Source organism: Pseudomonas sp. KBS0707 (assembly GCF_005937945.2).
In the GTDB taxonomy this organism is placed as follows: Bacteria; Pseudomonadota; Gammaproteobacteria; order Pseudomonadales; family Pseudomonadaceae; genus Aquipseudomonas; species Aquipseudomonas amygdali.
In genome coordinates, this window is record NZ_CP041754.1 from 4,034,725 (window position 1) to 4,047,157 (window position 12,433).

Sequence of the window (12,433 nt, forward strand, 5' to 3'; positions counted from 1 at the left end):
GCAGCTCAGGCAACACCTCTACACGACAAGGTAAACCAATGCGTCTGTTTCACACCTCTGACTGGCATCTGGGTCAGAACCTGCACGGTCAGGAGCGGGATTTCGAACACGCCTGCTTTCTGACCTGGCTGCTGGCCCGTCTGGCCGAACGAAAACCTGATGTACTGTTGATCGCGGGCGACATCTTCGACACCGTCAACCCGCCGGTCAAAGCGCAGGAACGCCTGTACGACTTCATCGTCAACGCCCATGAACGGCAGCCGCTGCTGACCATCGTGATGATCGCAGGCAACCATGACTCCGGCTCGCGTATCGAACTCCCCGCACCGTTGATGCGCCGCTTGCGTACTCACGCACTGGGCAGGGTGATGTGGCTGGACGACGGTGTGCTGGATGCCGAACGCCTGCTACTGCCGTTGCCGGACGCAGAAGGCAAAGTCAAAGCCTGGTGCCTGGCGCTGCCCTTCCTGCGCCCTGCCGAAGTCACCGGCCCGACGCTGGGTGACGACTACCTGCGCGGTATTGGTCGGGTTCATGAGCTGCTGATCGAAGCAGCCAACCTCAAGCGCCAGCCAGGTCAGGCACTGATCGCCATCAGCCACGCGCACATGGCGGGCGGTTCGGTCTCGGAAGACTCCGAGCGCAGCCTGATCATCGGCAACGCCGAAGCCCTGCCCGCCAGTCTGTTCGGACCGAGCATCACCTATGTCGCGCTGGGCCATTTGCACAAGCCGCAACGAGTCAACGGCGAAGAGCGCATTCGCTACAGCGGTTCGCCGATTCCACTGTCATTCTCGGAAATCGGCTACCAGCACCAGATTCTCGAGATCAACTGCGACGGCGAAACGCTGACCAGCGTCCAGCCGTGCCTGATCCCCCGTGCTGTGAACCTGCAACGCCTGGGGCCTGCGCCCTTGGCCGATTTGCTGATACAGCTCAAGGCACTGTCGGACATCGACCTGCTCGCCGACCCGGACCGCCAGCCGTGGCTGGAAGTGCGGGTACGCCTGGATGAACCGCAACCGGACCTGCGCAACCAGATCGAAACCGCGCTGCAAGGCAAAGCCGTGCGGTTGGTGCGCATCGGTGCTGAATACGCCGGTAAAGGCAGTGCCGAAGGCAACGAGGGTGAAGCCGCCCTGATCGAGCTGGACCAGCTCACGCCTCAGGAATTGTTCAGCCGTGCCTGGCAGGACAACTTCGGCAGCGAGGTCGACGAACAGACGCTGACCGATTTCGCCACGCTGCTGCGTGAAGTCCAGCAGGAGAGCGAACAGACATGAAAATCCTTGCCATTCGCCTGAAAAACCTTGCCTCGCTGGCCGGGCCGTTTGAAATCGATTTCACTGCCGAGCCGCTGGCCAGCGCCGGTCTGTTCGCCATTACCGGCCCGACCGGCGCAGGTAAAAGCACCCTGCTCGACGCCTTGTGCCTGGCGCTGTTCGGAGCGATTCCGCGGCTGAGTAATATCGGGCAGTCCAAGGTCCCGGACATCGACGGCGACATCACCACCAGCGACCCGCGCACCCTGCTGCGGCGTGGCACGGGCAGCGGTTACGCAGAAGTGGACTTTATCGGCATCGATCAGCGCCGTTATCGCGCCCGCTGGGAAACCAACCGCGCACGCGACAACGCGACCAAAAAGCTGCAGGCCAGTCGCCAGATCCTGACCGACCTGGACAGCGAACAGGTGCTCAGCAACCAGAGCAAGCGTGAATTCGAGCAACTGATCGAGCACCGTCTGGGGCTCAACTTCGAGCAGTTCACCCGTGCCGTGATGCTTGCCCAGAGCGAGTTCAGCGCCTTCCTCAAGGCCGACGATAAGGAACGCAGCGAACTGCTGGAGAAGCTGACCAATACCGCCATCTACAGCCAGCTCGGGAGGCGCGCCTACAGCAAGAGCAAAGAGGCCGAGGAAGCGCTTAAAACCCTTACCGCCCAAGCCAGCAACATCGTCCCGCTGGCTCCGGAGCTGCTGGCCGAACTGGAGCAACGCCTCAACGACGCACAGCAGCAGCTCAAGGCGCACCAGGCACAGCAAAGGCAACTGGAAATCAAACAGCAGTGGCTGATCGAGCTACACCGCCTGCGCGACGAACAGCTTGCCGCCCAGGAGGCGATCACCCGTGCTCAACAGGCCTGGGACGACCAGAGCGGTGCACGTCAGACCCTTGGCCAACTGGAACGCCTGGGCCCGCAACGCCACCGTTTCGCGCGTCGAGTCACGTTGAACGCCCAGCTCAACCCGCTGGCGGAACAGATTCTTCAGCATCAGCAACAGCAGGCTTCGCTGCAAGATCAGCAGCGACAACTGGAGACCCGCCGCACCCAGGCGCAGGCCAGTCTGCTGGAGGCCCAGCAAAACCACAGCAGCGCCAAGCCACTGTTGCAGCAGGCTTTTGACACACAGAACACGCTTAACCACCTGGCTCAGGAACTGGCCAAGGTGTCTGACTTGCATCTGCAAACCGGGCAGCTTTGTACTGAGGGTCAGGCCAGCCTGCACATTTTGCTCGACCAGCAGCAACTGGTTTCGCAGCGCCTTGAACGTATTGCCGGGCAGCTGGAGCACAGCAGCGAACTGGCCCCCCTGGCTCAGGCCTGGAGCGCCTGGCGCGACCGGCTGAAATCCCTCACGCTGATCGCCAACCGCCTCAAGCACGGACAGAGTGAACTGCCTGCACTGCAGCAACGTGCCAGCACGGCCGATCAACAGTTGACCGAGCAACGCAACGCGCTGGAATTGCTGTACCGCGAAGCCGATTGCGAAGTGGATGCGGTCACCGAACAGGTACAGATTCTCGGCAGCCTGCTGCAGGATAATCGCAAGCAGCAACGCGCGTTCGAAGACCTGGCTCGTCTGTGGACTAGCCAGCAGGACGTAGACCGGCAACTGGCCGATCTGGCGCAGCAACAGCAAAGCGCTCAGCAGCAACGCGAACAGCTCAACAGCGAAGGCATTCGCGTTCGTGATGAACTGACCGTCGCCGAACAGACCCTGACCGTTACCCGGCAACTGCTGGAACGTCAACGCCTGGCCCGCAGCGCCAGCGTCGAGGAATTACGCGTCCAGCTGCAGGACGACCAGCCCTGCCCGGTCTGCGGCAGCATCGAACACCCTTGGCATCAGCCGGAAGCGTTACTGGAAAGCCTCACGCAGCATGACGACAACGAGCAGGCCAGTGCGCAGAAGGCGGTGGACCAGCTGACCGAACAGCGCAACCAATTGCGCGAGCAGGTTGGCGGCGTGATCGCCCGCCAGAAAGAGCTGCTTCGCCAACACGAGCAGCTCACCCTGCGTCATCAAGCCCTGGCACCGGATTTGGAATCTCATCCCCTCGCGGCTCAATTGCTCGACCACGACCCAGGCAAGCGTGACAGCTGGTTGAGCCAGCAATTGAATAACCTGAGCGAAGTCATCACCCGTGACGAGCAACGCCAGGAAGCGTTGCTGACCCTGCATAAAGACGCCGCCCGCTTGCAGAAGCAACTTCAGGCAGCCACAGAAGCCAGTCAGACTGCGGCGAGCCATGTTGCCGAGCAGCTCAAGCAGCTGGACGTCGACAGGCAGCGGCTGGACGAAGAACTGAGCGCATTCACGCCGCTGGTCTCGCCACACGTGCTTGAAGGGCTGCGCAGCGATGCATCGGCGACAGTGATGCAGCTTGAGCAGCAGGTGACTCAGCGTCTGGATCAACTTGAACAGCAACACGAAGAGCAACAGGAGCAGAGCGAGCGCCAGCAGAAGATCGAAAAGCAACAGATCGAGCAGCAGACTCGCCTGCACCGCCAGACCGAACTGGCGCAGGAAGTCGCCCGGCTAGGCGAGCAGCAACAGGCCAGCCAGCAGGCACTGACCGGCTTGCTGGGCGAGCATGCGACTGCCGAGCACTGGCAACAGGCGCTGGAAAACGCCATCGAGCAAGCCAGGCAAACCGAAAGCTCGGCCGCCGAGGCTCTGCAGCAGATTCAAAGCCAGTTGATCCAGCTGGCTGCCGAACTCAAGTCCGCCCAGCAACAACAGCAATCCTTGCAGCAGGAACTGGCTGAACTTGATGTGCAGATCAGCGAATGGCGCGGCCAGCATCCCGAGCTGGACGATACCGCGCTCGACACGCTGCTGACTTACGATGACGCGCATGTCGAGCAACTGCGTCTGCAACTGAACGCTACCGACAAAGCGCTGGAGCAGGCAAAAGTATTGCTGCAGGAGCGCGATCAGCGCCTGCAACAGCATCAGGCGCAACACAGCGACCTTAGCGACAGCACGCAACTGGCGGCAGCGCTGCAACAGGCCCATGAACAGTCCGCGCTCGGCGAGCAGCAATGCGCCGACCTGCGTGCCGAACTCAGCGAAGATCAGCGCCGTCGCAACGCCAACAGCGAGTTGCAGGCGCGCATCAACGATGCCAATGACGAATACCTGCGCTGGGCACGCCTGGCATCGCTGATCGGCTCGGCCGAAGGCGACAAATTCCGCAAGATCGCCCAAGCCTACAACCTTGACCTGCTGGTCCATCACGCCAATGCGCAGCTCCGGCAACTGGTGCGCCGCTACCGCCTGAAACGCGGCGGCAGCATGCTCGGCCTGCTGGTCATGGACACCGAAATGGGCGACGAACTACGTTCGGTCCACTCGCTGTCGGGTGGCGAAACCTTCCTGGTTTCGCTGGCGTTGGCGCTGGGACTGGCGTCGATGGCCTCCAGCACGCTGCGTATCGAATCGCTGTTCATCGACGAGGGCTTCGGCAGCCTCGACCCGGAATCGCTGCAACTGGCGATGGACGCACTGGACGGCTTGCAGGCACAGGGTCGCAAGGTCGGCGTGATCTCCCACGTACAGGAAATGCATGAGCGGATTCCGGTGCAGATCAAAGTGCGTCGTCAGGGGAATGGGTTGAGCACAATCGAGGTGGGTAACTGAAAGACCTGTGACGCGGAGCGTCACGAACGGCATTCCCACGCTGGAGCGTGCGGAACGATAATCTCAACTATCGTGCCGTAGCTCTGGACGCTTTCAACTATCGTGCGGCGCTCCGCGTCGCATGCCGTTTTGGACGCTCTGCGTCCGGTCTTGAATACGCCATCGCCGTCAATGCTTTCGCGAACAGGCTCGCCTGACATTCCGTGCATGGTCTGCCGCGCAGTGGGCAGTAAGTCGCAGGGACCTGTGTTGGCGAACATGCTCGCGAAAGCGTGACGGCTGATGAATCATTGAGCGGATTTGTGATCCAGCGCTGCGTAGAAATTAGCGCTCTGTTGCAGATATTTCGAGGTGTAGGTCTGAGCAGCGTGGGCTTTTTTGTCAGTTACATCGACACTGGCACTGGCTGGAAGCGCAACGCTTGCGGAAACAGCCGATGCAGCAATGATGGAGAAAAGATTGAAATTCATGTCGGTCACCCCTCGTTATCCGGTTAGCGTTTGCTTGAAGTGTTAGCCGTCTTGGCCGTGACTCAAACTTACGCCCGAGGGTGGTTCAGCAGAAATCTTTTGTAGCACTAACCCATATCATCAAGAATGATAACGGCTCCAGCCCTTGTATCTAGAGGGCTGGAGCTGGAAAGGCTTACTTGTCAGTCAGAAAACGCAGATAAGAAGGTGAATCTGCATCAAATTTCTGCACAGTTTCACCGATCTTCCCGCTCTGCGGATCACGGCGCACGGTCATGATCTGGTTGCTCTTCTGATTGGCGAACAGCATGTACTTGCCAGTCGGGTCAAAGGCGAACTCGCGTGGCTCCTTGCCTTCCAGGGAACGGCGCTGAATTTCTTCCAGCTTGCCGCTGGCCTGATCGATACGGAATACCACGACCTGATTCGCGTCACCCCGATTGGTCACGTACAGAAACTTGCCATCCGGTGAAGTGTGCAAGGCGCCACCACCGTTTTTCTCTTCCACGCCCTTGTTCTTCATGTCGACCAGTTGGGTCTGCTTGAAGACGCCGTCATGGTAGTCAAACACCGCGACCTGCGCCGTCATTTCCAGCACCAGCCAGGCATGCTTGCCATCAGCACTGAACAGGGTGTGACGTGGTCCGGAGCCATCCGGCAATTGCACGGTCGGCTCCTTGGCTGGCTGCAGTGGCTTGGCCTGGCTCGCGTCGTAGCGATACACAAACAGCTTGTCAGCGCCCAAGTCAGCGCTCACTACGTACTTGTCATCCGGGGTCGGCACGGCCAGGTGCACATGTGACGACATCTGCCGCTCACTGTTGACCTTGCTTCCGGGCCCCAGCGGCAAGACCTGAACGGCCTCGCTCAACGTACCGTCCTTGCCCACTGGCACCACGGTCAGCGCGCCGCCCGGTTCAGGGTTTACTGCGTAGTTGGCAACGAACAGGTAGCGGCCGTCATAACTCAGGCTGGAGTGCGTCGGTTCTTCACCGCGGCTTTGAACCTGATTGATCGGCGTGATCTGACGGGTTTTCGGGTCGATTGCAAAGCTGCTGACCTTACCGACCACATCTTTTTGCCCTGGGCCGTTTTCATTGACCGCGAACAGATAACGCTGGTCTCTGGACACTGTCAGCCACGAGGGGTTTTCGGTTTTGACCACTTGCAGCGGCTTGGCATCGATCATCCCGGTTTCGCTGTTGAAGGCAAAACGATAGATCCCTTCACTCTTGCCTTGTGTGTAGGAACCTATCAGCAATTCAGTATCGGGCATGGCTTGGGCCTGCAGGGTAAACGCGCTCATGGCACTGGCAATCGCCAGCCACGGCAGAAATTTATGGGGCATGGGGGCATCCCTTTTTGTCGAAATTATTGATGCCTGTTACGGCACTGTCGGGTCTATGACAGCGCCAGCCCGCATTTACTCAATCCTGCGCGGAATCATCTTCATCGGAGGGTGTAAAGGCATCCAGGCAGATGATCCGGTGATCGGCATTGCCGTCATTGATCACCCAGCTTTGCAGGGATTCATCAAAGGTCGCGGCGTCGACTTGGGCTTTGCTGAAGCGCCATACCTTGCGCTCGCGGCCGTCCATGCATTCGACGTTCAGTTCATCGCCCAGAGAGAAATCCCAAGCGTGCAGACCGTCGATTTCCAGCATGGTAGTGGCTTCAAGGGCGGCAAGCAGTGTGGTGGGTGTGGTAGTCATGAAATTCATCCGGCCAGCAAAAGCGCGAATGATAGGGCAAAAGGCAGGCGTAGATACAGTCGGAGCGCAAGTAGAGCCGTACCAGCGCCGAGCGCTGGCACGGTGAGCAATCAAACAGGAACTGCGCTTACAGCTTGCCGATCCCGCCCGGCTGAAACACCGGCTCGCTCGGTGCCAAACCGTTGACCAGCGGCTGGCCGAACTCGGCCTGACTGATCTCGAAACGATCGCCCGGCTGGGTGCGCACGCCATCGGCAAACGACAGGGTCGCGGTGCCGAAGAAATGCACATGCACGTCACCGGGCCTGAGGAACTGTGCGTACTTGAAGTGGTGGTATTCAAGGTTTTCCAGGCTGTGGCACATGTTCGCTTCGCCACTGAGGAACTCTTTTTCCCACAGCACCTTGCCGTCGCGCCAGACCCGACTGGTGCCCGACAGGCTTTGCGGCAAGTCGCCCACGCGCAACTCCGGCCCGAACGAACAGGCGCGCAGTTTCGAATGCGCCAGATACAGGTAGTTGCGACGTTCCATGACATGGTCGGAGTATTCATTACCAATGGCGAAGCCCAGACGATAAGGCTTGCGGTCATGACCGATCACATACAGGCCGCTCAGCTCGGGCTCTTCCCCGCCATCTTCGGCAAAGGGCGGCAGCGAAAACGAATGTCCGGGGCGCACGACAATGCTGCCATCACCCTTGTAGAACCACTCTGGCTGAACACCGGCCTGCCCCGCAGCCGGCTTGCCGCCTTCGACGCCCCATTTGAAAATACGCATGGTGTCGGTCATCGAAGCTTCGTCTCCGGACTGCTGGTGCATCTTGTCGCGTGCCGACGCACTGCCCAGATGGGTCAGCCCGGTGCCGCTGACCAGCAGGTGCGCCGGATCAGGATGGTCGAGCGGCGGCAGGATCCGCAACTCCTCAAGCAACTGCGAATAGTCGTGCGTCTCGCCAACGCCACGCTGCTCGACCTGGTGCGCCAGAGCCGAACCCGCCTCGATTGCCGCCAGCGCCAGCTCGCGAACACTTTCGACACCCTGGACCTCACGTACCTGATCACCGTCGACCAGACCGACCCGGCGCTGACCGTCGCTCAATTCAAACTGTACTAACCGCATGAAATTCTCCTTCCAGATAATGGGCCGCTGAAAACCTATCTCGCCTTGGCACTCGCCGCGAAGTCGGACACTGGCAGCACATGCTTGCGCTCCAGCACGTGATAGACGATGCCGGTCAGCAGCAGCCCGAAGACCATGACGCCCGACAGAAAATAGAGGCCCGATGCCAGGCTGCCGGTGATTTCCTTCAACGCACCGATCACGAACGGCCCGATGTAGCCGCCCAGGTTGCCGACCGAATTGATCAGCGCGATACCGGCTGCGGCACTGGCACCGGCAAAGAACCGCCCTGGCAATGTCCAGAACACCGCCGTGCAGGAGAACAGCGCAAACGCCACGACGCACAGTGCAGCCAGCTGCGCCACCGGCAGGGTCAGCCAGGCACTGCAGAACAGGCCGATGGCCCCCAACACATACAGCACGGCCAGATGCCCGTAACGGTCGTTGAGACGGTCGGAACTGCGCGGCACGATCAGCAGGCCAATGATGCCGAAAATGTACGGCACCGAAGACACAAAGCCGGTGGTCAGATCACTGCCACCGAACTGTTTGATCAGCGTCGGCAGCCACAGGCCCAGACCGTAGATACTTAAGGTCACTGGCAGATAGAACAGCGCGAGAAGCAACACACGCTTGTCTTTCAAGGCGTGCAACGGATTGCCGTGGCGGGTCTGGCCGTATTCTTCCAGGTCCTTTTTCAGCTCACCGGTCAGCCAGTCTTTCTCGGTCTGGTCCATCCATTTGACCTGTTGCGGACCGTCCGGCAACCAGCGCAGCACCGGCCAGGTCAGCAGAATCGCTGGCGTGCCGATGACGATGAACAGCCATTGCCAGCCATGCAGGCCGAGTATGCCGTCCATGCCCAGCAAACCACCGGACACCGGCCCGGTGATCATCATGGCGATGGGTTGCGAGAGGATGAAAAGGCCAAGGATCTTGCCGCGATGGCGCACCGGAAACCACTGGGTGATGTAGTACAGCACACCGGGAAAGAAGCCCGCCTCGGCAGCACCGAGCAGAAAACGCATCACATAGAAGCTGTGTGGCCCTTGTACGAAGGCCATGCCGATGGTGATTGCGCCCCAGGTGATCATGATTCGTGCGAACCAGCGGCGTGCGCCAAAACGCTCGAGCATCAGGTTGCTGGGGATTTCAAACAGGAAGTAGCCGATGAAAAACAGCCCGGCACCCAGCCCGTAGGCCGCGTCGCCGATACCGATGTCGGCGCCCATGTGCAGCTTGGCAAAGCCCACGGCAGAGCGGTCCACATAAGCGATCAGGTAAAGCAGGATAAGAAATGGAATCAGTTTGAACGTAATGCGGCGTATAAGCCGCAGTTCCTGGCTCATGTAGGCGGTCTCCCATTGTTTTTGTTATGGAACCTGCGGGGATCACCTCTGTGCCTGGGTGCCGAATGAAGCTGCACATATGCCAGGATGATCCCTCGTCTACGATTGACTATATAGTAATACTATTTGAACTGACAACTCTTCCAATACGCGTTTTTTAGGCTTACCTTAGCCAGCAGCATCGCCATTAAGTTTTACAATAAGAGAGCCGATCATGTCTGACTCCGATAAAAAACCGACCCTCCGTTCTGCCCAGTGGTTTGGCACCGCTGACAAGAATGGCTTCATGTACCGTAGCTGGATGAAGAATCAGGGTATTGCCGACCATCAGTTCCAGGGCAAACCGATCATCGGCATTTGCAATACCTGGTCGGAGTTGACCCCCTGCAACGCGCATTTCCGGCAGATCGCCGAACACGTCAAACGTGGCGTGATCGAAGCAGGCGGCTGGCCGGTCGAGTTTCCGGTGTTTTCCAACGGCGAATCCAACCTGCGCCCTACCGCAATGTTCACTCGCAACCTGGCGAGCATGGACGTTGAAGAAGCGATTCGCGGCAACCCCATCGATGGCGTCGTGCTGCTGACTGGCTGTGACAAAACCACGCCTGCCCTGCTGATGGGTGCCGCCAGTTGCGACATCCCCGCCATCGTCGTGACGGGCGGACCGATGCTCAACGGCAAGCATCAGGGCAAGGACATCGGTGCCGGCACCATCGTCTGGCAGATGCATGAGTCCTACAAGGCCGGGACCATCAGCCTCGATGAGTTTCTCTCTGCCGAAGCCGGCATGTCTCGCTCGGCAGGCACCTGCAACACAATGGGCACGGCCTCGACCATGGCCTGCATGGCCGAAGCGCTGGGCACTTCATTGCCACACAACGCCGCCATTCCTGCAGTGGATTCGCGGCGTTACGTGCTGGCCCACATGTCCGGCATGCGTGCAGTGGACATGGTTCGTGAAGACCTGCGCCTGTCAAAGATTCTCACCAAGGCCGCATTCGAAAACGCCATCCGGGTCAATGCGGCCATCGGCGGTTCAACCAACGCCGTTATTCACCTGAAGGCGATTGCCGGGCGCATCGGCGTCGACCTGGACCTGGACGACTGGTCGCGCATGGGCCGCGGTATGCCGACCATCGTCGACCTGCAACCCTCAGGGCGCTTCCTGATGGAAGAGTTTTACTACGCCGGTGGCCTGCCTGCCGTGCTGCGGCGCATGAACGAAGCCAATTTGCTGCCCAACCCGGACGCACTTACGGTCAATGGTAAAAGCATCGGCGAAAACACCTGCAATTCACCGATCTATGGCGAGGACCAAGTAATCCGTGCGCTGGACAATCCGATTCGCGCCGATGGCGGTATCTGCGTATTGCGCGGCAACCTCGCCCCCCTCGGCGCAGTGCTCAAACCGTCTGCCGCCACGCCAGCACTGATGCAGCATCGGGGCCGGGCGGTGGTGTTCGAGAACCTTGAAATGTACAAGGCGCGGATCAACGATCCGGATCTGGACATCGACGCCACGTCGGTCATGGTCCTCAAGAACTGTGGCCCCAAGGGTTATCCCGGCATGGCCGAGGTCGGCAACATGGGCCTTCCGGCCAAGCTGCTGGCGCAGGGCGTGACTGACATGGTGCGTATTTCCGATGCACGTATGAGCGGCACGGCCTACGGCACAGTGGTTTTGCATGTGGCACCGGAAGCCGCAGCCGGCGGTCCGCTGGCGGTGGTCAAGGAAGGTGACTGGATCGAGCTGGACTGCGCTGGCGGACGTCTGCATCTGGACATCCCGGAAGCCGAACTGGCCGCACGCCTCGCCGATTGGCAGGCACCGCAGCAGCTGTTACTCGGTGGCTATCGCCAACTGTATGTGGACCGTGTGATGCAGGCGGATCAAGGCTGTGACTTCGACTTTCTGGTCGGTTGCAGAGGTTCAGAAGTGCCTCGCCACTCGCACTAAAAGAAGCGGCGGTCCCTTGTTCTGGCGACCGCCGTCACTGTTGTGCGATGGTATGATGCCCAGCAATCACTGCCAGGACCCAATTGCGCTCTCATGGATTATCGAAAGCCTTCCGACCGAAAAAGCATGCACGCGCGCATTGTCCAGGAACTGGGCATGCAAATCGTATCCGGCCGTTTCAAGCCTGACGAAAAGCTGCCTGCCGAAGCGCTGCTCTGTGAAGAGTACGCCGTCAGCCGCCCGGTACTGCGCGAAGCCACACGGGTTCTGGTCGCCAAGGGGCTGGTCTACTCGCGACCGCGTGTCGGCACGGTGGTCAAGGCCCGACGCGAATGGCACCTGCTGGACCCGGATGTGCTGCACTGGGTGATGCAAAGTTCGCCGCAGAATGAATTCTTCAACCTGCTGACCAGTGTGCGCGCAGTCATCGAACCGGCTGTTGCAGCACTGGCTGCGCAACATGCCACGGACGCAGAAATCGAGTCGATTCACGAAGCCTACCTGCGCATGGAGGCCGCACCGACCCCGGAAGACCTGCTGCAACCCGATCTCGACTTCCACAGCCGCATAGCCGATGCCACCCATAACGACTTGCTGGCGCACTTGTGCAACATGCTGTCGCTGGCGTTGCGTGAAGCGCTCAAATATTCCAACAAACGCCCCAACCTGCACGAACTGGCCATGCCCCGCCACAAAGCCATCCTCACCGCCATCCAGAACCGCGACGCACTGGGCGCACGCCACGCTTCGCTGGTGCAACTGGACGATGCGCGCAATGCGCTGAGTGTGGTGCTGGGTGGCGGTTGATTGGCTCGACCGAGTCGATAACTCGTTGAGCCTGTGTATTCGCCGTGTTTATTGATCAAATAGGGCGAATCCTCCTTATTGCTGGTACCCGCCT

9 protein-coding genes are annotated in these 12,433 nt (G+C 59.9%); 4 read left to right on the plus strand and 5 right to left on the minus strand.

What is annotated here, in order from left to right; genetic code table 11:
- Positions 1–38 precede the first annotated feature (38 nt).
- Complete coding sequence (locus tag FFH21_RS19005; RefSeq protein ID WP_004665914.1) at positions 39–1,283, plus strand: exonuclease SbcCD subunit D C-terminal domain-containing protein; 1,245 nt, start codon at positions 39–41, stop codon at positions 1,281–1,283.
- Entirely contained in the window at positions 1,280–4,924 is a 3,645-nt protein-coding gene (locus FFH21_RS19010; protein WP_011169180.1) for an AAA family ATPase, read from the plus strand. The genes FFH21_RS19005 and FFH21_RS19010 overlap by 4 nt, the downstream gene beginning before the upstream one ends.
- A gap of 287 nt (positions 4,925–5,211) precedes the next feature.
- Here the strand turns inward: FFH21_RS19010 and FFH21_RS19020 are convergent, their stop codons facing one another.
- From FFH21_RS19020 to FFH21_RS19040, 5 genes are all read right to left on the minus strand, one after another.
- A complete protein-coding gene (locus tag FFH21_RS19020) occupies positions 5,212–5,394 on the minus strand; it encodes a hypothetical protein (RefSeq protein WP_011169181.1) in 183 nt (60 codons plus the stop codon).
- 175 nt (positions 5,395–5,569) lie between these two features.
- The gene (locus FFH21_RS19025) at positions 5,570–6,742 is read right to left on the minus strand and encodes a lactonase family protein (RefSeq protein ID WP_004667449.1); all 1,173 of its coding nucleotides are present in this window, start codon (positions 6,740–6,742) and stop codon (positions 5,570–5,572) included.
- A 79-nt stretch (positions 6,743–6,821) separates the two neighbouring features.
- On the minus strand, positions 6,822–7,106 hold the full coding sequence (locus FFH21_RS19030) for a DUF5629 family protein (RefSeq protein WP_004665918.1): 285 nt from the start codon (positions 7,104–7,106) through the stop codon (positions 6,822–6,824).
- A 127-nt stretch (positions 7,107–7,233) separates the two neighbouring features.
- Positions 7,234–8,226, minus strand: a complete 993-nt coding sequence (gene araD1 / locus FFH21_RS19035; protein ID WP_004665919.1) for an AraD1 family protein — start codon at positions 8,224–8,226, stop codon at positions 7,234–7,236.
- Between the two features lie 35 nt (positions 8,227–8,261).
- Positions 8,262–9,575 (minus strand): MFS transporter, encoded by a 1,314-nt coding sequence (locus tag FFH21_RS19040; RefSeq protein WP_002554487.1) that lies wholly within the window; start codon positions 9,573–9,575, stop codon positions 8,262–8,264.
- Between the two features lie 214 nt (positions 9,576–9,789).
- On the opposite strand from FFH21_RS19040, the gene FFH21_RS19045 reads away from it, so the two are divergent.
- The gene (locus FFH21_RS19045) at positions 9,790–11,532 is read left to right on the plus strand and encodes an IlvD/Edd family dehydratase (protein WP_004665920.1); all 1,743 of its coding nucleotides are present in this window, start codon (positions 9,790–9,792) and stop codon (positions 11,530–11,532) included.
- A gap of 93 nt (positions 11,533–11,625) precedes the next feature.
- Positions 11,626–12,339: a FadR/GntR family transcriptional regulator gene (locus FFH21_RS19050; RefSeq protein WP_002554489.1), complete on the plus strand. Its 714-nt coding sequence runs from the start codon at positions 11,626–11,628 to the stop codon at positions 12,337–12,339.
- Positions 12,340–12,433 lie beyond the last annotated feature (94 nt).

What these genes read in the sequence shown, in the direction of transcription:
- FFH21_RS19005 (WP_004665914.1), top strand. Translation starts at nt 39, where the DNA reads ATGCGTCTGTTTCACACCTCTGACTGGCATCTGGGTCAGAACCTGCAC.
- FFH21_RS19010 (WP_011169180.1), top strand. Translation starts at nt 1,280, where the DNA reads ATGAAAATCCTTGCCATTCGCCTGAAAAACCTTGCCTCGCTGGCCGGG.
- FFH21_RS19020 (WP_011169181.1), bottom strand. Translation starts at nt 5,394, where the DNA reads ATGAATTTCAATCTTTTCTCCATCATTGCTGCATCGGCTGTTTCCGCA.
- FFH21_RS19025 (WP_004667449.1), bottom strand. Translation starts at nt 6,742, where the DNA reads ATGCCCCATAAATTTCTGCCGTGGCTGGCGATTGCCAGTGCCATGAGC.
- FFH21_RS19030 (WP_004665918.1), bottom strand. Translation starts at nt 7,106, where the DNA reads ATGACTACCACACCCACCACACTGCTTGCCGCCCTTGAAGCCACTACC.
- araD1 (WP_004665919.1), bottom strand. Translation starts at nt 8,226, where the DNA reads ATGCGGTTAGTACAGTTTGAATTGAGCGACGGTCAGCGCCGGGTCGGT.
- FFH21_RS19040 (WP_002554487.1), bottom strand. Translation starts at nt 9,575, where the DNA reads ATGAGCCAGGAACTGCGGCTTATACGCCGCATTACGTTCAAACTGATT.
- FFH21_RS19045 (WP_004665920.1), top strand. Translation starts at nt 9,790, where the DNA reads ATGTCTGACTCCGATAAAAAACCGACCCTCCGTTCTGCCCAGTGGTTT.
- FFH21_RS19050 (WP_002554489.1), top strand. Translation starts at nt 11,626, where the DNA reads ATGGATTATCGAAAGCCTTCCGACCGAAAAAGCATGCACGCGCGCATT.